This is a genomic window from Bacteroides sp. MSK.20.12 (assembly GCF_019052435.1).
GTDB lineage: Bacteria > Bacteroidota > Bacteroidia > Bacteroidales > Bacteroidaceae > Bacteroides > Bacteroides xylanisolvens.
This window is the reverse complement of the sequence record NZ_JAHQVH010000052.1, coordinates 1-20190: the sequence shown is the minus strand read 5'-3', so window position 1 is coordinate 20190 and position 20190 is coordinate 1. Positions and strand designations below refer to the sequence as shown.

Here is a 20190-nt window from a genome sequence, read left to right as displayed (position 1 = left end):
TTGTTGATTTATTGAGTTATACCTATTTGTTTAAGCCATCTCTGTACATCAAAACTGGGGCAGGCTTTGGCCGCCAGTTCATTGTGACCGACGATTCTCACATCGGGAAAACGACGATGGAAATCCTTCACGTACTTCTCAAGCGCCTTTTTCTGCCAGGAGGTACGGGTGTCCGCAGGCGTTTTACCATCCTTTGCACACCCGCCGGCATAGACGATATGGCGGCTCACGGAATTGTAACCGGCCACGCCGTTGGTCACTTCCCACGGGTCCACATTCGCGTCCTCGTTATTGTTCACCAGGCGTTCCACTCCGCCGTTCAAATGGAACAGGTCGGTATAGCCCACCTGCTTCCAGCCGCGGCCGCCCTTTGAGACGGGGTTCGTATGCCAGGCGCGAATCTCCGCACCGCTTACCTCACGCCCTTCAGGAGTGGCCGTGCAATGGATGACAAGATACTTCAGCTTTCCCATCACTCACCGCCTTCCTCTTCATCAACGGCCGCCTGGGACAGTGCTATCTCCACCTTCTTCTCCGGATCGGCGTCCAGGCCCAGTACAAGTGTGCCGGATACCGCCTTGCCGCTACTGTTCACACCGGCGGTGACCGTCAGAGAGCCATCGGTACCGACTGCCGTGAAACCGGCAGGAATGGAAACCACGCTGTAATCACCGGAGGCAGTGACCTTCACCTCCTTGCTCTCACCGGCGGCCTTGAAGGAAAGAGCGGCCGGGTCGGCAGAAATGCTGCGTTCCACTGCCTTGAACACCGGAGTCTCACGGGTGTCAAGCACCACGAACTCCTCGCCGAAGGCGATTTCCGTATCGGCCTTCATCAGCAGCTTGAAGAAGTACAGCTCGCTGGAGTTCATCCACTTGTCAATCTGGATCACCTCCTCGTCGTCCTGGAGGTTCACACCGGCAAAAAGGTTGCCGTCAGCGCTCATCGAGCAGAGCGTGGCTACGATAAGGCCATCAGGCCAGGAATTCAGCGTCTCGATGGTGATGCCCTTGTAACGCTTCTTGTTGATGTCCGTCTCGCTCGTGTTCTTGTACTCGCGTTCGGTCAGCTCGTCATCGTACTTGTCGAAGTCGTCAATACTCATCAGGATACGCAGGTTCGGATTCTCACGCAGGGCTTTTGGAATAGCCTTGCGGACAGCCTTCAACTTGCCGATCATGGAAGTATCGGAAGGAGCCGGAACCACGATCACATCCGGATCTTTAGCCGCCTGGGTCAGGATACCGTTGAAAAGGTGGTCGTCGTCCGAACCGAACTCGCCGTTCAGGTAATGCCAGCCCAGCTCGAACTTCACACTCTTGCTAAGTTCATCCAGAAGCGTGTTCTGCGCTTCGGGGGGAAGTTCGGCAAACACGAGGTTGCCCTTCGGCTGCCACTTGCGCCAAACATGCTCGAAGGCACGGGGATTGAAAGTCGTGAACGCCATGAAGTCCTCCGGATCCAGTGATTTCTCCGAGTAATTGAAATTGCCTTTCGAGTCTTCCAAAGTCGGGTTCTCCTTACGCTTCTGGAGCATCTTGCCGGTCTTGATACGCGGCAGGCTGATTTTTTTCTCCACACCGGGGATCACCATGATCAGACCTTTTTCTACAAGGTCATTCCCGGTGGTGGCCAGGACCAGTATTTTCTCCAGTACCTCGCCGTTGTAATTCGTGTTTCTTACTACTATTGCCATGGCAAATGTTTTATTTATGGTTCAACTTGTCCTTAATCTCGCTCATGCGCTTGTTCCAGGGGCTTTCACCCGTCGGATTCACACGAAGGTCGGTCATGACACTACGTTTGGGGGAAAGCTTCTCCAATGCCTTTTCCCCGTTCTCCCGGTCTTTTGCCAGAAGGTTCTCATAGATGGGGCGGGTGGCGGCATCGATACGGCCGTCCTGTTCCGCATCATCAAGCAGTTTCTTACGCGCGGCAGCGTCATCCGCATCCGCCTTGTCCTGGAACACCTTCAGTTCGCCCTTCAGGCGGGTGACCTCGGCATCAAGGGCCGGGACTTTGCCAGCCTCCGTTTCCAGCAGTCCGATTTCACGCAGGAAATCGTCATCCGTCGCACAGTTCTTGAACCGCGGACGTCTCTTGAGTTCGTCTAAATTCATGCTATTCTCGTTTTGTGGCTTGTGCAGCCGGTTATTGAATATTTGAAATACTTGTTCGGGGGTACTGTCCTCCGGTACCGGGTCAGCGTCATAAATACCGTCGATAAGCCCCAGCGCCAGCGCCTCGTCGGCACGCAGCCAGTGATCCTTGCCGTCAAAATACATCGCGCGGATTTCCTCCTTGTCCTTGCCCATACGGGTGGCATACATCTCGCAAAGGGTATCCTCAAGCGCCTCGATCTCACGGATGCAGTCCTTCATCTCATCCTTGTTGCCGTAACAGCCGCCCTGGACACTGTGAAGCATCAGACGGGCATAACGGCTCATCTGCACGGGCTTGCCGCAAAGGGCGATGACGGAGGCCATGCTGGCGGCGATGCCGTCCACGTAGATGGTAATGTCGGCCTTGCTGTTCTTCAAGGCATTGAAAATGGCGATGCCCGAATAAACCTCGCCGCCGTTGCTGTTGATACGCACGTCCACCTTCCCGGTCAGGGCTTCCGCTTCCAGAAGTTCACGGGCAATATCACCGCTGCGCACGTTATCATCGTACTCACCGATGTCACCGTAAAGAAGGATGCAACAGGCATCGGTTCCGGGTATCATATTGAAAAATCTACTCATGTCACTATCGTTTTGGCAGGTCCTTCCCTGCAAAGTTTACGGTGCGAAATTAGGGGGATTAAAAGCCTTTTTCAAACCGCGTTTTCATCATGGAGACTTTAAAGGATTGCCATGACGCTTTAAAATGTCATCATGCGGAGCGCGTTTTTTTTCGCTCCTTTTCCTTATCAATTTTGCACGTAAAAAAGGAGGTAATATGGCCGAACTTACAAACGAGCAGAAAAAGGCATGGGCGAAAACGCTCTACACCCGCGAAACGCTCACGCAGGCGGAAATAGCCGAGCGTGTGGGGGTTTCACGGGTGACTGTGAACAACTGGATAGGCAAAGGAAACTGGGAGCAGCTGAAGGCTTCCATAACCATCACACGGGAGGAGCAGCTGAAGAACCTGTACCGGCAGCTGGCGGAACTCAACAACGCCATCATGGGAAAGCCGGAAGGGGAACGGTTCCCGAACGCCGCGGAAGCGGACACCATTTCCAAACTGTCGAACGCCATCAAGAAACTGGAAACGGAAGTGGGGCTGGCGGACATCATCTCCGTGTTCTCCGACCTGCTCAAATGGGTGCGGACCTACGATTCCACGCAGGCGAAGGAGATCACCCCGCTTCTGGACGCGTTTGTCAAATCAAAATTATCCTGACATGGCAAAGAAAAGACTCACACCCCAGGACAGGATCGCACTGGACAACTGGAACGAGCTGGTGGCATCCGTGCGAGAACATTCGGACATCAACCCCACGGACACGGAAACGGAAATCAGGCAGAGGCGGGAAAGGCTGGAGAAGAACGACGAGGAGTGGTTCAAATACTACTTCGCCATGTATTGCACCTGCGAGTCCGCCGCCTTCCACAAAAAAGCCACCGGGCGGCTGATGAGGAACAACCGCTGGTACGAGGTAAGGGCCTGGTCACGCGAGCTGGCGAAATCCGCACGCTCCATGATGGAGATATCCAAACTGGCACTGACAAAAAAGATACGCAACGTGCTGCTGATCTCCAACTCGGCTGACAATGCGGAAAGGCTACTGCTGCCGTTCATGGCGAACTTCGAGGAGAACCAGCGGATCATACAGGACTACGGACAGCAGAAAAAACCGGGAGCGTGGGAAACCGGGGAGTTCACCTGCATGTCCGGATGCTCCTTCCGCGCCATCGGAGCCGGGCAGTCACCGCGCGGTACGCGTAACAAGAACTTCCGGCCGGACTTCATTCTGGTGGACGATATAGACACCGACGAGGAGTGCCGGAATCCGGAACGGATCAAAACCAAATGGAAATGGCTGGAGGAGGCGCTGATACCGACCATGTCCGTATCGGGAAACTACCGCATCCTGTTCAACGGAAACATCATCGCGCCGGACTGCTGCATCAAAAGGGCCATCGAAAAGGCCACCGAACTGAAAGCGAAAGGAATCGGGCACGTGGATATCATCAACATCCGGGGAAAGGACGGACTGTCCGTATGGCCCGAAAAGAACTCCGAGGAGGATATCGACCTCTTCCTTTCACTGGTGAGCGCGGCGGCGGCACAGAAAGAGTTCTTCAACAACCCGGTGGTGGACGGCGGCGTGTTCGCGGAAATCACCTACGGGAAAGTGCCGGCACTCTCCAGGTTCAAGTTCCTGGTGATATACGGGGACCCCGCACCGGGAGAGAACAAGACGAAAAAAAGTTCCACCAAAACGGTGTGCCTGCTCGGGAAACTCGCGGGAAGGCTTTATCTGATAAAAACGTTCCTGGACAGGGGGCTGAACGCGGAATTTGTAGAGTGGTACATCAAGCTGCTGGAGTTCGTGGGCGGAAAAACCACCGTGTACTGTTACATGGAGAACAACAAATTACAGGATCCTTTTTTCCAGCAGGTATTCCAGCCCATCGTGCGGCGGATACGCAGGGAAAGGAAAATATCACTGTACATCACCGGAGACGAGGAGAAGAAAACCGACAAGGCCACACGTATCGAGGCGAACCTGGAACCGCTCAACCGGGAGGGGAACCTGATACTCAACGAGGCCGAAAAGGACAACCCGCACATGAAACGGATGGCGGAACAGTTCAAGCTGTTCAACCTGCAACTGACCTATCCGGCAGACGGACCCGACTGCGTGGAGGGGGGAAACAGAATTATAGACCGCAAGGCCAGACAGTCGGAAAAGCCCGTCATTGTCACAAGGAAAAGCACGCGGTCACAAAACAAATACAGAGTGTAAACTTCAATACCTATCATTATGAGCAAATTTATCGAACTTTCAGACTACGACGCGAGCATACACCGCGAGATTCTGGACGCACTGACAAGGGAGGACGACGCCGTCGTGGAGATATGCGAGGACCGCGCCGTCGCCGAGATGCGCTGCTACCTTTCCAGACGTTACGACTGTGACAAAATATTCACGGCAACCGGTGACAAACGCAACCAGCTTGTCCTGATGATGGCCATCGACATAGCCGTGTACCACATTTTCTGCATACATAACCCGAGGAACCTGTCACCGCTGCGGAAGGAACGCCACGAAAGGGCGGTTGAATGGCTGAAAGCCGTGGCGGCCGAGGAGATATCGGTGGACGGCCTGCCCCTGCTGTCCGAAGAGACGAGGGCGGCAAAATCCAATTTCCTTATCAAAAGCAACCGTAAACGTGTAAACCATTGGTAATATGAGCAAAAGAAAGAAAGGGGCCGGAAAGATAACCCAAAGCGGGAACCTGCCGAGGCCCGGGCAGAAAGGACCCGCAACCATCATACTGACACAGCCCAGAAGGTTCGGTATAGACATAGCGGACTACATGCTCGCGGTAAGGGCTTTCGAGAATGTGGACTACTCCAGACGCTTCAGGCTGTACGACCTGTTCAGCGACATACTCATGGATACGCACCTGACAAGTGTCATAGAGAAACGGAAGAATGCCGCACTGGCATCTTCCATAGAATTCCGCAGGAACGGGAAGCCGGACGAGAAGGTGAACAAGCAGATCAGGTCCCCATGGTTCCGGAAGTTCATAGGGGACATCCTGGACGCCAAATTCTGGGGGTTCTCACTCGTGCAGTTCTACCGCAAGGGGGAATGGGTGAACTACGACCTGATACCGCGCAAACACGTCGATCCCGTGCGCAGGCTCATACTGCGGCACCAGACGGACACCACCGGGACGTCCTGGGACGAGTACCCCGACCTGTTGTTCATCGGTTCACCCGACGATCCCGGACTGCTGGTGAAAGCAGCCATCTGGGTGATATACAAACGTAACGACGTGGCGGACTGGGCACAGTTCGCGGAAGTGTTCGGAGCGCCCATCAGGGAGTACACGTATCCCACGGATGACGACGAGGCACGGCAGAAGGCGCTGGACGACGCGGACAGCACCGGAAGCCTGTCGGTTTTCGTGCACGCGGAGGATACGGTGCTCAAGCTCGTGGAAGCCGCGAACAAGACAGGGAGCGCGGACCTCTACGACAAGCTCTGCGAGCGCTGCAACAACGAAATCTCAAAGCTATTCCTCGGAAACACGCTCACCACCGAAGCCTCCGACAAGGGCACACAGGCACTGGGAACCGTACACAAGGACGTGGAGGAGAAAGTGACGCTCTCCGACAGGCAGGACATCCTCGACGTGCTCAACTATGACATGGCCGACATATTCGCAATGCTCGGAATAGACACCACAGGCGGGGAGTTCTGCTATCCGGAAAAGAAGCTTATCGAACCGGAGAAAAAGATGTCCATCCTCACACAGCTGCGCACGAACTTCAACCTGCCGGTAGGTGACGACTACCTCTACGAGGAATTCGGGATCGAGAAACCGGCAAACTATGACGAGCTGAAGAAACGCCAGGAGGAGAAAGCGGCGGAAATCGAGGCGGCGAAGGCCCGAAAGACCGAAAAGGCGGAAGAGGATGAACCGGATCCGGAAGAAGAACCGGAACTGGAAAAGCACGGTAAAGGAACACCCAAAGAAAAGAAAAATGCCCTTAAAAACGCATACAACTGGCTGAAACGTTTTTTCGGGAAAGCCCCGGGGAGAGACGGGGCAGCTTTAGAATGGTGATGAACGACCTCTACAGAATGGAGGACAAACAGGTGGAAACTTTATTCTCGTTCGATGAAGAGGTACTGAAGAAAGCCCTGAAGAACATATACAGCAAAGATTTCCATCCAATGACCGACATCGAGGAGAACCTGTTCGAGGCCACGTGGAAAACGATGAACAAAGCCACCGACAAGGGGTTTGGGACACGGAAAACCGATGATCCGGATTATGACTTCTACCGTGAAATCCGAATGAACAACGCCGTGTTCGCAGCTTTCAAGGTACACAGGGCACAGAACGACATGGCAGCGCTGCTGCTGGACAAAAACGGAAGTTTAAAGCCGTTTGAACAGTGGGTGAAGGAAGCCATGCCCATAGCCGACCACCAGATGATCCATTGGCTGCGTACAGAATACGACACGGCCGTCATACGGGCACACCAGGCCGCGGACTGGAGACAGTTCGAAAGGGAAAAGGACATATTGCCGAATCTCAAATGGATGCCGTCCACATCCATACATCCGGGAGCCGACCACAGAATATTCTGGGGAACCATACGCCCCGTCGATGATCCGTTCTGGAACGAGCACAGACCGGGGGACCGGTGGAACTGCAAGTGCACGCTCTCATCAACGGATGAAGCGCCGACAGCGGTACCGGACGAAAACGGGCAGAACAAGGCACATGACGGTCTGGAAAACAATCCGGGAAAAGACGGCAAACTGTTTTCAGACAAACACCCCTACGTTACTGAAGCGCATCCGGGAGCAAGAAAAGCCGTGGACGCACTGACCAGGCGCATCAACGAAATGATAGCCGAAATGCCGGACAACCTGACGCTGGAGGAAAAAACCGACATCGCCCGCAACAATCTCAAGATAGAAAAGGCACTCGGCGTTACCAAAGGCAAGCCGATGACATACGAACAGGCGAACAAGGGAAAGGAGAACCCTAAATTCGGAAAAGAGGAAGGATACCGCGTGAATTGCCAGACCTGCACCGTGACACACATGCTCAGAAGGTTGGGGTTTGACATCGAGGCAAAACCCAACATCAGACAAAGCGCATACAATGAAATGGCAAAACAAGGTATCACATGGGAAGAACGTTTCCTGAACCGGGACGGAACAAAGCCGGATTATGACTATACCTATAAATGGCAGGTCAGAAAGGGATATCAAGTAATGAATGCAAACCGGCTGAAGGAATACTTCAGGGAAAAATTCAGAGAGGATGGAATATACGAGATATATTGTGCCTGGAAAGGCGGCTCCGCACACGTGTTCTGCGCGGAGGTGACTGAAGGAAAGACAAGGTTCTTCGACCCGCAAACCGGAAAGGATGATGCAAGCAATTACATACAGAGCATGAAAGCGGGCCGTGTGGGAGTGATAAGAATAGACAACAAACTGGTAAATCCCAAAATCATGGGACTATTCATCACCAAATAAACGGGAAGAAAGTGCCAGCCCCTCCTCACCGTCCACCAGACGGCAGGACTGGCCGTCGAACAGAATAAAGGCGGGAAGACCGACAGGCAACTCAAAACCATCCCCGTCAACACAGCCCACGGAATAGATGCTTCCTTCAGGGGAACTGGCTGATAAGACAACGGAGTTGTAACCGCTACTGTTTGCTAATTCCGACACTTGTTTAGGTATTTCCATAACGCAAAAAGGCACATAAAAAACGCCTTGCTGCAAAAGTATAAAATTATTTTTTAATTCAGTCATTCATGGACATAAAAGAATATTCAAAGCTGCTAAAAGCCAAACGGAAAGAACTGGATGGACTAATGAAACGGAAGATGCCGGTTATCGCCGGACGAATGGCAAAAGACCATTTCCAGGACAATTTCCGGCAGGGAGGATTCGTAAACGGGGGATTACACCCGTGGCCGAAAGCGAAAAGGCTGTCCTCGGGACGGACCGATGCGGCAGGGAACTACGGGACGCTGCTCTCCGGAAGGAACCATCTCTTCAGCTCCGTCAAATACATGCCGGGAGAATACCGGGTGAGGGTGGCAAACGAACTCGTCTATGCGCCGGTCAATAACTGGGGAGGAGAAGTGCATCCGACCGTTACGCCCCAAATGCGGCGTTTTGCATGGGCGAAGTATTACCAGGCTTCAGGCAAGGCTAAAAAAGCCGCCACGGGCAAAAGAAAAGGCAAAAAGAAGGGTTCTGCCGCAAACAATGAACCGCAGGAAAATCAGGAAGCGCTGAAATGGAAAAGGCTGGCGCTGACCAAAAAGAAAAAGCTCCGGATAAAAATACCGCAACGCCAGTTTATCGGGGAAAGCCGGGAACTGTCCGAAAAGATAGACCGGAAAATGGAGAATGAAATCAGAAATATTTTAAACTTATAACAACATGGAAGAAATTTTTATCGCAATCATGGAACGCATCGCCGAAAAGATACCTGAACTGTCATACATTGACGAGGACTACGGACAGCTTGAAGCCGGGGCGGAGGAGGACCACTACCCGGTAACCTTCCCCTGCGTGCTCATCGGGAACGCCGAATCGGACTGGAATGACCTCGGTTACGGGGTACAGAAAAGCGAGTCACTCATCACCATACGACTGGCCATTGACTGCTACGATGACACCCACTACACCTCCGGAACCTATGACAAGGTAAGGGAACGCCAGCTCAAGGCTAAAGAGCTGTACAAGGCCTTACAGGAGTTCCAGTGCACGGAAGAGACCAGCCCGCTGGTCAGGGTAAAGAGCCGGGACTATTCGCTGCCGGGAAACATCAAGGTGTACGAGACGGTTTATTCCTTCACGCTGCATGACGAGTCGGCCATGCAGTAAGGGGAAGGTTCATTCCCCCGTGAACAGGGAAAGCTGGACGGCTGTCAGGCGGGGTTTCTTAACCTTCGGGACGGGCTTCACCTCCAAGTCCTTCAGTTCCCGACACTTGCGCCGGATAATGGACATGATCCGCTCCTCGGAAATGAAAAACTCCTGCCGGGACAACACTTTCAGGGCATCATCAAAACGCAGGCGCTGCACCTCCGTCCAGTAATAGTAACGGCGGCACAAGGCTTCATCACGGAGTTCTATCAGGTTCTTGTCTCGTCCTTTGGCCATAAGTTCAGGTATATGCTGCAAAATTAGGCATTTAACCGGGGATGTTAATAAAAAAACGCCGCATCGTGTATGAATGCGGCGTTTTTCTGTTTAGAGTGTGAACAAAATCACATGGTCATCAGTTCGGTGTCATCCTCACCCGGGACAAACGGCTCGATGCGGGTGATCACCTTGCTCTGTACCTTCACCCGTCCGCTGCCATTACAGACCGGACATTTTGCGGATAAAGGAGCTCCTCCCTGGTCCAGGTAAAAGATACGTCCCTTGCCTTCACAACGCTTGCAGGCCATGACGTGCGGCGCGATGTTCTTCGTCTTTTCCATAACTACAACCGGCAGAATGAAGGCTCGATACGGCGCCAGACACCGTTCTCGTCACGTTTATGAAAATAGTAGTTCACCGCGGTCTTGTACACCACATTGCTCTCACGGAAGAGGTCCATGATCTCCGTGTATTCGCTGTCGAAACGGTCCTCCAGCTCATACAGCTTGCTCACCGACTTGTAGTCCAGATCACCCTGGCGGTTACGCTCGATCATGGTCATACCGAGCTGGTACATCGGATCATCGGTACCGAGTTCCCGGCTCATGGCGTAACGCTTCAGGTAATCCACCAGACGCTCGGCGGCGAGGTTGGCACGCTCGTCGAAGCTCTTCACCTTGTTACTCCTCACTTCCAGCTTCATGTCACCGTCCACGATGGTGAAACTCGCCTGGTCATCCTTGCGAAGTTGCCCATAGTCACGCATCAGGTCACGGAAAGAGGCGGCTTCCTTCTCTACCCAGTCACGGAAGGCCTTCACGTCATCCACAACTGGAAACAGCCTGTTCTTCACTTCAAGCATGAACTGCGCACGAAGCCCTTCGTAGGCATCGCGACGATTGCGCTTGTTTTCCTTCTCTTCCTGCTGGAGCTGTTTCAAAAGCTCCTTTCTGTCCTGGACGGACAGGCTTTTTAATTGTTCTTTCAAGTCCATAACTAAAAAATTAAATGGTTATTACTGTTGTTTATTCTCACGTTTGCGGCGGATGGCGCGCAGCTTCACCTGCAACGTGTCCAACGCCTCACAGTCAAGTTCACGGAACTCCATACCAGCGATACGGCTGTCCAGGCAGAAAGCGTTCACCTTGTCCCAGTCGGCCGTATTGATGCCCAGCAGCTGCATCTGGTGCAGTACCGCGGAACGCTTCTGACGGAGAATCTTCCGGAGTTCTTCCTGGTGAGTGGGCGGCACCAGCTTACGCATCCCGGCTATGGCCGCACTGTATTCCTTCAGTGTCATGTCGCGCAGACTCGTGGTACGTCCGTCCGTGTACTGGGAAACTACGCTTTCCTTCAAAGCATCGCGGTCAGATGTCGGAAGGCGGTTCAAAAGACTATAAAACACCGCATAATTCTCGGGTTTATTTAACTGCTTGCGGCTGTTGATGTCTATCTGCATGGCTATGCTGTTTTTTTTTGTTTATTTTAAGGTCATTAATTTCCTTAATCACTCTCTTTACTCTGATAGTACACAAATAATCAAGAAGATGCTCTTTTTCATTTTTTGTACACTTATACTGGTCGAAAAATTCAAGTATGCCCATTCTATTCAGATTTTCATTAACTCAAACTATTCATACCACATCAGCACAACTCTATTATTTCACCCACGGCAGCCTGCAAAAGGGTACGCAAGACCGAAGGGTTTCCGCTATCATAGATGACTTCCACACAACACTCATGGCGTGCGTTACGTGACACAACCAGCTCGCAAGTCATATTCTCACAGAGCCATTTTTCCACTACTTTACGGACACCAACGGCGGTGACCACAATTACCATTTTTTTACTCATAATATTGACCGTGCTGTATGTTATTCAACTCTTATCCTCCCGGTGTACTGGTTTCCCCGAAACTTCATCCCCTTGGTGAAGCCGCCCGGATATCCCAGTTCCTTGCTTCTCGCGTTTGCCAGCAACAAATGTTCCCGGCTAAGGGAGGCTACAAAACTTTTGTCCTTTTCCAGTCCCATCTCTCGGGCCTTCCGGGTGACGCTGCGTTCGGAAACACCGAGCATTTCAGCCAGCTCCCGGTTGAGGGTATTGTGATAGTGGCGCCGCATGATGGAAAGCATATTACCGTTCCAAAAGATACGGGTGGAATATCCCTTATGCTCGACGAGCCGTCCCAGTGTCCGGTGCATGAAAGTACCGTCAGCAACCTTCCGGTGCTTGCGGTACTGTTCACGCTTGTACGCCAGCACACATTCATGACACCAGGAACTCCGTCCCCCATTCTTCAACGGATAGAACTCACGCATCCACAACTTTCGGCCGCAATGCGGACAGACACGTTTACGTTTCTGCTTGTTGTTATTTTCACTCATAGCTGTTTATGCTACATTCATCAGTTCATATTCAAATTTTCACCGAACGGAATAGTATTAATGTCAGTCTTTCTCGTGTAGGCCTGCATGAGTGCCATGGAAAGTAGCATACAAACACGGCTGTCGGCCTTGACAGTCCCCGAAATGGCGCCGACAACATACTCACCCTTGCCGGTGATGATCGAGCCGGTCATCTGTTCAAGACCATCCGGATGGTCCTCACTGGCCGTAACGCTCATAAAGGCGCTAAGGTCGTTCTCCTTACAAAAGTTCTCCACATACCGGCAAAGTTCCTGTACTGCCTCTTTCTGTTTTTCTGTAATCATTTCAGTAAAATTTTAAACGTTAATAATTATATGTTGAAATAGCGAAATCTCTTTTTGAGCACTGCTCGAACATCGTCTCCTCCCAGTCCGGCTCATCATCCTGGGGAAGATCGTCCTCATCAAGTTCCACCTCCCCCCGGTAAATCAGGTACCGCGCCTCCAGGAAGAAGAGGACCACGCGGCGCAGGAACTCACGGGCCGAGGCGATGCCGTGCCTTTCCATGAAGACGGCGATACGCTCCGGGCCGATGGTGTTCGTGCGGATGTTCACCAGACGCTGCCGGCGGAAGTCCTTCAGCGTGCTGCCCTTTATTCCGAGCACGCTGTCAGCGATACGACCGAGGTTCTCCGGGATATGGTAACCGGAACCGTCATCATCCGTCCCCACCAGCAGTTCGGCGGCGGCCGTCAGCATACCCTCCACGCTCATGCGCTGGGCGGCGGCCGTCTCCTTCAGGAACACGTACTGGTAGTTGCTCACGTAGGTATGTATGAGGTAGCCTTCCGGGCGGCGGAACACCTCTTCGGAGGCAAGCTCCATCGAAAGGTTGTTCAACGTCACACCGGCACCGCAACAGAAGGCGCACACCAGGCGGACGGCAAGACGCTGGCGGTTGCCCCAACCGCCGGCGATGATGGCACGCTGCAGGCTGCCGGCAACGGCCGGATCCATCTCGAAGAACAGCACCGACTTCTCCTGACGGCGGAAGAAGAACGACATGTCCGGAATACGGTCCATGCAGAGGAGGATGCGCCGGGTGGCCGTGGAGACCCTGCCACCATCCGTCATGCGGATGTAGGACTTCACCAGGTGGTTCATCACTACCGTCATGTCGGAAAAATGATAGTCGGCAACCTTCCCGCGGAACAGTTCATGAAGCAGAACGGGCAGCTTCACAACGTAGTTGTAATACTCCTTTCTCATGGCTCACTTGCTTGAAGGTTTCCAGTCCACTGTTATAATCGCATCCAGCTCACCGCTGCCGCCACACACCGGGCAGGACACATGCACGTCCTCGCGGCTGCCCTCTTCCGTTCCCCAGAACCAGCCGTTGCCCTTGCAGTAACCACACTTGTGGCCGGTACTGACGAAGTTCTCACGGTTAGGCCCCTTACACATATAGGCGGGAGGACAAATCTCCAGCTGTTTCTTTATCCTGCTCATGCCTGGCCTCCTTTCTGTTTCGGTCCCGCCACATTCCAATAGTCATAGGCGCCCTTCTCCCAGATTGTGTATTCACCAGTGGCCCCCTGATAACGTCCCTTACTGAAGGCGACGTAGCCCTCTACCCATATCTTCAGGTCGGCATCATACATCACGCTCGTGGCCGCATCACCTTTAGGATTCTTGCCGCGGGCATGGCTGATGAAAACAAACAGCTTGTCCGGAAACTCCTCCTTCAGCTGGATATAGTCACGATACGTCATCTGTGTGTATTGGAAGCTGTCAATGATCACGATGTTGAAACTCTTATGACGCCGGAGCCTGATCTTCAAGGTGGGGATGTCCTCCTTGATGAACGCCAAATGGCGGCTTACCTCGGCCATACCAAAGCGCCGCAGGTTATTTTGGACTGTCAGAGAAGTTCCTTCCTCCAGGGAGTTGAACGCCACACGGTCATACTTGCAAAGTTCCTTGCAGAGCTGCATCACGAAAGAGGTCTTGCCGTTACCACTGTTGCCCCACACGAACCAGCAGCCCCGGACTTCCGGAGTGTCGAAGGCATCCTTCCATTTCCCCTCAAAAGGGAATACGTCATACTTCTTGTTCAGAATGTCCCTGACATTCAAGGCACGTCTCATGCCCGCTTTTTTATTATCCTTTTTCTCTTCTTCCATGGTCAGAACAGTTTTAGTTGTCGGATATTGTCTATTTGATCAAGCACGGCCTGCCGTGCGGCACCCCGCAGTTTCTCGTGGCAGAGCATCCTGCCGAGCGCCCACAGAAGGGCATTCTCACGGGTGGAGAACTGTCCCCATTTACGTCCCGGGTTGAAACCGCCACCGGAACCGCCCACCTCCATGTGAACGCCGGCAACCCACCAGCCGTCCTGCTGTCCCACAAGGGCGTCCAGGTAGTCGCGACCATTCCGGTAAACGGTCACCGTCTCGTATTCCCTCAAGACTGGGTAATCGCTCCAGGGAGCAGGAAGCTGCTCGCGACCGTCGATCTTTAAGTATTCAAATTTGTTTTCCATATCCTTAAAATTACGTTTGAACGGTATTTGAACGGGAGTCATTCCCCCACCATGCGTTTCACCTTGTGAATGGACTTCCTCACACGCCGCAAATCAAAGTCACATGTCGAAGCCTCCTTTATCACCTTATCGATGTCTTTCTTGTCAGTCACACCGTTGGCGGAACAGATCGCGAACACGTCGTTCACGTCTGTAGGCTCCAGCTCATAAAATTTCCGTCCGATACGGCTGTAGAACTCCTTGTAGCCGGGCTTCTGGTATCGCAGACCATTGCTGATGCGTTTGGCAATATAATCGGTACTCAAAAACACGACGCCGCATTTCTCCTCCAGTTTGTTGTACAGGCTGATGAAGTAGTGGAACACCGGTTCGGTCAGCTTGTCCGCCTCGTCGAACACCAGCAGGGGCGCGTCCATCTGGATGATGTCATCCAAAATAAGTCCCCACACCTCACGGATATTATACCCTTCGGTCCGGATTCCGACCGTACGGGCGATCTCGCGGACAAAGTCGCCCTTCTTCATGTCCTCCGAGCAGAGGATATAGAAAACCTCCCTGTGCTCCTGAAGGTAAACACGGGCGGTGGTGCTCTTGCCGCAGCCGGCCTCGCCGGTCACCCAGGTGACGTTACGCCAGCGCTGCGCGTCGGAGAGTACAGCCGTGATCTCCTGGTAAGCACCGGTCTCCACGATCTGCCAGCCGGTAGCGCTTACACCACCGACCTGCGAGGCGACATTACGGAACATCTCGTCGCTGATATTCTCATAACGGCCATTCAGGATATTGCTAACAGTACCTACACTAACCCCCTTCAGGCTGCCAGCAGCCTTCGTCTGGCTCGGGTATTTCGCCACGTAAGCCCGGAGGCTTTCACTGATGGCGTCCTTTTCTTTCATTGTAATTTCCATAATCAATATTTTTTATCTTGTTATAAATCTGTTCCTTATAATTTCCCGACCACCTTGCGGATGCTCACTTCCTTCTTCTCAAAGCTGTCCCATGTCACGTTGCTGATGACTTTCATGTCTCGGCCGATGGAAGGACGGGCCGGCTGGCTGTATTTTCTTGTGCGACGGTCAATCTGGCGTTGCGCCTCCTTTCCGAGACCTTTCAGGTCAGGGGTACGCAGACCGTTCTGTTCCGGTGCGACACCATGTTCGTACTCGATGTCCTTGGCAACGACCTGGCGGTTTATACGCTCGTTGATGACGGCCTCCTGCTGGGCGCGGATGAAACGTTTCTCGGCTTCCGTCTGCTCCTGCTGGGCACGGTGGATCATCAGCGGGAACGAAGCCACACACTCAAAGCGCATCGCTCCGCCCTTATCCTTGTACAGCAGACGTACGCTGCTCATGTCATAAGGATCGTACTGGACATAGAACTTCTTGTAGGTGTTACGTCGGCGCCATTCCAGATCAGGCTCACCGGGAGCGGAGAAAACCTCGTAAGGGTATTTCTTTCCCTGTACCGTGATCTCGATACCGTTGGCGGTGAACAGCGACGGTTTCTCGGTCGTGTACCAGAACATCTCCACCATATCCGACACACTTACCGCATCGGTAGCCTCGTTCACGCTGGTATTGTACATCTCAATCCGGGAGATGCCGGTGGCAGGGTGTTTCATTGAATTCCACTGCTCACGGGCGGCGGCATACTGTTCCTTCAATTCCTCCAATGTGGGGAGGGAGTCGATGTTCGCGTTGATGAATTCCAAATTCGGACGGCTTGTATCTCTCTTTGCCGTAATATTCTGCCCGGTGAAACCGAAACATTTCTTCAATACCTGGCTCTGGAAGCGGTAGAAAATGTTCTCAATCGTCTTAGATTCGCCATTATACGGAGCTGTCGGGCGGTGGATACGGCTGATCTTCGAGAAAAGGCCCAGCGCCGCGTTCTTCTTATGACCGCCCTGGTTGTCGCACACGATCTCGTAGGGTTTGTGCCGGCTCGTCTGGATAGCCATGCGGAAAGCATGGTACTGGGCGATATAGTCCTCGTTGTCGCTGATGTAATAACCGAGCAGGACTTCACTATAGGCATCCACCACCTCGTACACGCTTGTAGTGCACTTGTTTCCGTTCTCGTCACGATAGTAGAGGTTCAGCTTCGTGCCGTCGCCATACCAGAGGCTGTCACGACGGCCCGGAAGGATGGTCCGGTGCTTGCGGTCATAACGCTGGTGTGCCTTCATTTCCCCATAAACGGCATCGTACCACAGAGGTTCGACACGCGGGCTGTTGAACCATTCGCGGAGGCTGCGGGGACTCTTCAGGGGCTTCCAGCCACGTTCCGGAGCGACACGGTTGTACTCCTCGAAGATCTCCATGTCAGTATAAACCGGAACGCGGCTGCGTTTCAATGCAACAAGGTAACGCCCGCCGTCCTCCTCGATCTTCAGCGTGTTGCTGTTGCCGTATTTACCGCTCACAAGCACACCGTAGTTGTCGGGACGGAACTTGTTTATCAGGGCTTTCAAACGCCCCACACTGCCCGGAAGACTGTGCCCGTACACCGGACGCCATTCCTCACTCGTGACAAGCAGAAGTTCCCAAAGGTTACGGCGGAAACCAGTCAGCTTGTTATTGGATGAACTCAAGCGTTTGAACTCTTCCATCAGCGCGTTCAGCACCGAAGCGTTCCAGGTGTATTCCTTCTTCACATCCTCGGGAAGAGCGACCATCTCACCGTTCTTGTCGTAACGGTAATCCTCGAAAAAGTTCTCGGCCTTCTCGTCTTTCTTCACTATGTTACGGATCATTTCCTGTCTCATTTGTTTCTCGGGTTCGCCATGACGCTCAACCCAACGTTTCTTGTATTTCTCGGGAAGGGAGGAATAGGCATACAGAGCCGGATTATTTTCACCACCGCCACGGGAAACGACATCCAGTTTTTCTCGGGACAGCTGGCTATTCAAAGTGCCTTTGGGCATTATATCCAGCAACTCTTTGTAAGTTACACACAATATATTATCAAAGTATTCCATCTCCCAGCTTGATTATCAATCCTCTAAATCATTCAAAGGGACATGCTTCTTCAGCAGCCGCACGGAGATCCCGAAATTCAACACTACGAGAAGTTCCAGCAGCGGATTAATAAAAAAAATAGAGAGCAGGATCCCGAAACTCATACAGAAGTAAAGCACGCAAAAGCGCTGTTTTCGTTTCAGACGAGCAAACCAGTGCAGCTGGTCGCTGAACAATGTCATCAAATCATTTTTCATGGCTACTTGTATTTTGAGGATTACCACCTACTTTGGATCCACCGCGCTCAATGGCGAGCTTACGAATGGAACGGGCCAGTTTGCTGTTCTTACGGAAGGCAAGCGCATGACTCACCATCACGTTTGTACAGCCCATCAGTTCGGCAATTTTATTCACCTCACCGTATTCTACAACTATTCGTTCTTTCATACTATCTAATATTTAAATTATCGTAGTGGGCAGTCGCGGATTCGAACCGCGGACCATAACCTCTCCACTATAGGAGTTTAGTTTGTTCTACCAGCTGAACTAACTGCCCGAGAAAATTATTAAAGCTCCTTTATCGCATCCTCCGGAACACATATTACAGTCCAAACCTGACCATTTTTCATATAATCGATATTATATTCCCGCACGAACGTACAAATGTTATAATCCCAGTCACGAACTATACCATCAATGATCTCACCATTTCTCTTGGTGATTCTCACACTTTGTCCCTTTTTAAATTTTACTTCCATTTTGCTTCTTTTTAAATTCTCATTGTTACCTCAAGCCTTTTTTGTAGCTTTGGGGCGTGTTTAAACTTTAATCACGTGGCAAATATAGTCTAAGTTTCTTAGACAACAAAGTATTAATCCAAATAATTTAGATTTATGAGCGTTTTTTCTAAGAATCTTAGATATTTAAGGGAGAGTAGGGGACTTAAATTAGATGAATTTGAGTTTCTGGGCATCAAAAAAGGTACAATGTCAAACTATGAACTGGGTAATACAGAACCTAAATTGAGTTTGTTATGTGAAATATCTAAGTTTTTTAGAATATCAATCGACGACTTTCTTTTAAAAGATATAGAAGCCGAAAAAATTACACCAGTAGTAACGGAAACAGCTCCTCCAGAAACAGCTAACAATAATTTTAGGGAGCTTCTGGATGTTTTAAGGGAAAAAGACTCCACCATTCGAGAAATGGCAGAGGAAATAGGGATGCTCAAACAGACAATTACACAACTTAAACAGGACAAGTCGGGGCGTGTTTCGGATGCAAGCGATTCTACGGTTGCCAATGCCATCTAAAACGTGTTTTATGGGGAAAGGGAGGTAAAAACAGTTAAATCACTATTTTACAGCAGAATATATAAAAATACAGGGGAGTAAATAAATATTATCTATATACAATTTACCCCCTACAATATTATAAAAACCGATGAATACCAAATAAAAAAAAGATATTTCCCCGTTTTATTAGAACAAAATAGGCACAAAAATGAATAACCAAATGAATAAGCAATCAAAACATTTCGTTTTTGTAATAGCTTAAATGAATAACCAAATGAATAAGCAAGTGAATAACCTTTCCACTTTTTAAGACGTTCAAAGCGTTCAAACGGATAAATACAGCCTTCCATCATAGTTTGACACTTATAAGGGCAAAAAAAGCCGCTTTTGCGGCTTTTAATTGCGTTCTAAGGCATTTTATCCCTTTCTGGTACATGTTATCAAGCGAGACTGAATAATCATTGCACGTTTCGTGTATTTGGCAATGTCATCAACCAGTCCAGCATGTAAAAGACTACTCTTAGTGATTCCGACCTGTTTCTCCGTCAGAGTTTCAAAAATGGCCGATATACTACCAAAGTAGATGTTCTTTTTCTCAAAAATCAAATGTACATGGATAACTTTACTCATGATATATAGTATTTATTTCACTGCAAATATACCAAATATCAGCTATATGGAATAATTTCAATAAATAAAAATAGGAGAGAAGCGAAGCGCTCCCCTACTCCACTTGCATAAATCACACCATTTGGTTATCTTTGTATATGGAAGTATGGCCTGGGCAAAGCATCGGAGTGAAATAATACCATACTGCCTGAATTCTCCCCTACTCCACTCCTAATGTAAAGAGATTCATTTGAACGGCGTTCAAACAAGGTTCAAATGTAAGCTCGATGTAAAGCGATGTAAACGCTTCGTTTTTCCACCCAGCTCACTCCTACCCCGTTCTAACGCTTTGAAAACCAAAGCAATCAGATATTTTCAGACCGACCAAACTTTGACACGCATCGTTTCTTCCCCCTTAAACTCGAAAACGGAGATACACTCAGGCAATTATTGGCCAGAAGCAGATATTTATTATTTAAATCACCTGATAAATGGACCAAGAGTCAGAAAATCAGGGCAGAATTACTTTTCAAGCAGTTTGAAGATATTAAGCACGTAT

The 20190-nt window shown here is 51.1% G+C and carries 29 protein-coding genes, 1 tRNA gene and 1 pseudogene; 9 read left to right on the top strand and 22 right to left on the bottom strand.

Features of this window, described 5'->3' with window-relative positions; translation table 11 throughout:
- Positions 1 to 8 precede the first annotated feature (8 nt).
- Genes KTR06_RS20920 through KTR06_RS20910 form a run of 3 tightly spaced genes read right to left on the bottom strand, consistent with a single transcriptional unit; the run spans position 9 to position 2744 of the window.
- Positions 9 to 473, bottom strand: coding sequence for an N-acetylmuramoyl-L-alanine amidase (locus KTR06_RS20920; protein WP_004327421.1), 465 nt, complete (start codon positions 471 to 473; stop codon positions 9 to 11).
- On the bottom strand, positions 473 to 1696 hold the full coding sequence (locus KTR06_RS20915; protein ID WP_005943934.1) for a BACON domain-containing protein: 1224 nt from the start codon (positions 1694 to 1696) through the stop codon (positions 473 to 475). Before KTR06_RS20915 ends, KTR06_RS20920 begins: the two co-directional genes overlap by 1 nt.
- Before the next feature lie 10 nt (positions 1697 to 1706).
- Positions 1707 to 2744, bottom strand: a complete 1038-nt coding sequence (locus KTR06_RS20910; protein ID WP_005846345.1) for a head maturation protease, ClpP-related — start codon at positions 2742 to 2744, stop codon at positions 1707 to 1709.
- Between the two features lie 196 nt (positions 2745 to 2940).
- Here KTR06_RS20910 and KTR06_RS20905 point away from each other — a divergent pair, with 196 nt between their 5' ends.
- Genes KTR06_RS20905 through KTR06_RS20885 form a run of 5 tightly spaced genes read left to right on the top strand, consistent with a single transcriptional unit; the run spans position 2941 to position 8224 of the window.
- Positions 2941 to 3387 (top strand): hypothetical protein, encoded by a 447-nt coding sequence (locus tag KTR06_RS20905; protein ID WP_004327418.1) that lies wholly within the window; start codon positions 2941 to 2943, stop codon positions 3385 to 3387.
- A gap of 1 nt (position 3388) precedes the next feature.
- Positions 3389 to 4957, top strand: coding sequence for a hypothetical protein (locus KTR06_RS20900; protein WP_149882698.1), 1569 nt, complete (start codon positions 3389 to 3391; stop codon positions 4955 to 4957).
- Between the two features lie 18 nt (positions 4958 to 4975).
- The gene (locus KTR06_RS20895) at positions 4976 to 5401 is read left to right on the top strand and encodes a phage protein Gp36 family protein (protein WP_004327405.1); all 426 of its coding nucleotides are present in this window, start codon (positions 4976 to 4978) and stop codon (positions 5399 to 5401) included.
- Between the two features lies 1 nt (position 5402).
- Positions 5403 to 6791: a DUF935 family protein gene (locus tag KTR06_RS20890; protein WP_005846339.1), complete on the top strand. Its 1389-nt coding sequence runs from the start codon at positions 5403 to 5405 to the stop codon at positions 6789 to 6791.
- A gap of 17 nt (positions 6792 to 6808) precedes the next feature.
- Positions 6809 to 8224 carry a toxin glutamine deamidase domain-containing protein gene (locus KTR06_RS20885; RefSeq protein ID WP_042971669.1) on the top strand — a complete coding sequence of 472 codons (1416 nt, stop codon included), beginning with the start codon at positions 6809 to 6811 and terminating at the stop codon, positions 8222 to 8224.
- Here the strand turns inward: KTR06_RS20885 and KTR06_RS20880 are convergent.
- A complete protein-coding gene (locus KTR06_RS20880; protein ID WP_005846335.1) occupies positions 8207 to 8440 on the bottom strand; it encodes a hypothetical protein in 234 nt (77 codons plus the stop codon). The genes KTR06_RS20885 and KTR06_RS20880 overlap by 18 nt on opposite strands.
- Positions 8441 to 8508: 68 nt before the next feature.
- Between KTR06_RS20880 and KTR06_RS20875 the strand changes: the two genes are divergently transcribed.
- Both KTR06_RS20875 and KTR06_RS20870 read left to right on the top strand, forming a co-directional pair.
- Positions 8509 to 9141 (top strand): hypothetical protein, encoded by a 633-nt coding sequence (locus tag KTR06_RS20875; protein ID WP_042971665.1) that lies wholly within the window; start codon positions 8509 to 8511, stop codon positions 9139 to 9141.
- 4 nt (positions 9142 to 9145) lie between these two features.
- Positions 9146 to 9592 (top strand): hypothetical protein, encoded by a 447-nt coding sequence (locus tag KTR06_RS20870; RefSeq protein WP_005846330.1) that lies wholly within the window; start codon positions 9146 to 9148, stop codon positions 9590 to 9592.
- A gap of 9 nt (positions 9593 to 9601) precedes the next feature.
- Here KTR06_RS20870 and KTR06_RS20865 read toward each other — a convergent pair whose 3' ends face one another.
- From KTR06_RS20865 to KTR06_RS20790, 17 genes are all read right to left on the bottom strand, one after another.
- A complete protein-coding gene (locus KTR06_RS20865; protein WP_007750722.1) occupies positions 9602 to 9871 on the bottom strand; it encodes a hypothetical protein in 270 nt (89 codons plus the stop codon).
- A 107-nt stretch (positions 9872 to 9978) separates the two neighbouring features.
- On the bottom strand, positions 9979 to 10194 hold the full coding sequence (locus tag KTR06_RS20860; RefSeq protein WP_008652655.1) for a hypothetical protein: 216 nt from the start codon (positions 10192 to 10194) through the stop codon (positions 9979 to 9981).
- A gap of 2 nt (positions 10195 to 10196) precedes the next feature.
- On the bottom strand, positions 10197 to 10847 hold the full coding sequence (locus tag KTR06_RS20855; RefSeq protein ID WP_042971666.1) for a DUF3164 family protein: 651 nt from the start codon (positions 10845 to 10847) through the stop codon (positions 10197 to 10199).
- Positions 10848 to 10868: 21 nt separating this feature from the next.
- The gene (locus KTR06_RS20850) at positions 10869 to 11312 is read right to left on the bottom strand and encodes a hypothetical protein (RefSeq protein WP_007750725.1); all 444 of its coding nucleotides are present in this window, start codon (positions 11310 to 11312) and stop codon (positions 10869 to 10871) included.
- 185 nt (positions 11313 to 11497) lie between these two features.
- Complete coding sequence (locus tag KTR06_RS20845; RefSeq protein ID WP_227238811.1) at positions 11498 to 11707, bottom strand: hypothetical protein; 210 nt, start codon at positions 11705 to 11707, stop codon at positions 11498 to 11500.
- Between the two features lie 20 nt (positions 11708 to 11727).
- Positions 11728 to 12240: a hypothetical protein gene (locus KTR06_RS20840; protein ID WP_008025221.1), complete on the bottom strand. Its 513-nt coding sequence runs from the start codon at positions 12238 to 12240 to the stop codon at positions 11728 to 11730.
- A 20-nt stretch (positions 12241 to 12260) separates the two neighbouring features.
- On the bottom strand, positions 12261 to 12566 hold the full coding sequence (locus tag KTR06_RS20835; RefSeq protein ID WP_217290778.1) for a hypothetical protein: 306 nt from the start codon (positions 12564 to 12566) through the stop codon (positions 12261 to 12263).
- Positions 12567 to 12585: 19 nt separating this feature from the next.
- Complete coding sequence (locus tag KTR06_RS20830) at positions 12586 to 13491, bottom strand: hypothetical protein (protein WP_217290777.1); 906 nt, start codon at positions 13489 to 13491, stop codon at positions 12586 to 12588.
- A 3-nt stretch (positions 13492 to 13494) separates the two neighbouring features.
- On the bottom strand, positions 13495 to 13731 hold the full coding sequence (locus KTR06_RS24810; RefSeq protein WP_004326987.1) for a hypothetical protein: 237 nt from the start codon (positions 13729 to 13731) through the stop codon (positions 13495 to 13497).
- Positions 13728 to 14405, bottom strand: coding sequence for a hypothetical protein (locus KTR06_RS20825; RefSeq protein ID WP_004325648.1), 678 nt, complete (start codon positions 14403 to 14405; stop codon positions 13728 to 13730). The genes KTR06_RS24810 and KTR06_RS20825 overlap by 4 nt, the downstream gene beginning before the upstream one ends.
- A gap of 2 nt (positions 14406 to 14407) precedes the next feature.
- Complete coding sequence (locus KTR06_RS20820; protein ID WP_005846315.1) at positions 14408 to 14806, bottom strand: hypothetical protein; 399 nt, start codon at positions 14804 to 14806, stop codon at positions 14408 to 14410.
- Positions 14803 to 15672 (bottom strand): AAA family ATPase, encoded by an 870-nt coding sequence (locus KTR06_RS20815; RefSeq protein WP_149935296.1) that lies wholly within the window; start codon positions 15670 to 15672, stop codon positions 14803 to 14805. The genes KTR06_RS20820 and KTR06_RS20815 overlap by 4 nt, the downstream gene beginning before the upstream one ends.
- Positions 15673 to 15707: 35 nt before the next feature.
- Positions 15708 to 17747 (bottom strand): kinase, encoded by a 2040-nt coding sequence (locus KTR06_RS20810; protein ID WP_196015747.1) that lies wholly within the window; start codon positions 17745 to 17747, stop codon positions 15708 to 15710.
- 15 nt (positions 17748 to 17762) lie between these two features.
- The gene (locus KTR06_RS20805) at positions 17763 to 17984 is read right to left on the bottom strand and encodes a hypothetical protein (RefSeq protein WP_005932418.1); all 222 of its coding nucleotides are present in this window, start codon (positions 17982 to 17984) and stop codon (positions 17763 to 17765) included.
- Positions 17974 to 18174 (bottom strand): hypothetical protein, encoded by a 201-nt coding sequence (locus KTR06_RS20800; protein WP_004327297.1) that lies wholly within the window; start codon positions 18172 to 18174, stop codon positions 17974 to 17976. Before KTR06_RS20800 ends, KTR06_RS20805 begins: the two co-directional genes overlap by 11 nt.
- Before the next feature lie 26 nt (positions 18175 to 18200).
- Positions 18201 to 18283, bottom strand: a tRNA-OTHER gene (locus KTR06_RS20795).
- A gap of 10 nt (positions 18284 to 18293) precedes the next feature.
- A complete protein-coding gene (locus KTR06_RS20790) occupies positions 18294 to 18485 on the bottom strand; it encodes a hypothetical protein (RefSeq protein ID WP_004327296.1) in 192 nt (63 codons plus the stop codon).
- Between the two features lie 135 nt (positions 18486 to 18620).
- Here KTR06_RS20790 and KTR06_RS20785 point away from each other — a divergent pair, with 135 nt between their 5' ends.
- Positions 18621 to 19040 carry a helix-turn-helix domain-containing protein gene (locus tag KTR06_RS20785; RefSeq protein WP_004327295.1) on the top strand — a complete coding sequence of 140 codons (420 nt, stop codon included), beginning with the start codon at positions 18621 to 18623 and terminating at the stop codon, positions 19038 to 19040.
- A 399-nt stretch (positions 19041 to 19439) separates the two neighbouring features.
- Here the strand turns inward: KTR06_RS20785 and KTR06_RS20780 are convergent, their stop codons facing one another.
- On the bottom strand, positions 19440 to 19652 hold the full coding sequence (locus KTR06_RS20780; RefSeq protein ID WP_004327294.1) for a hypothetical protein: 213 nt from the start codon (positions 19650 to 19652) through the stop codon (positions 19440 to 19442).
- Between the two features lie 396 nt (positions 19653 to 20048).
- Here KTR06_RS20780 and KTR06_RS20775 point away from each other — a divergent pair.
- Positions 20049 to 20190 (top strand): annotated as a pseudogene (locus tag KTR06_RS20775) (DDE transposase); the annotation flags it as partial.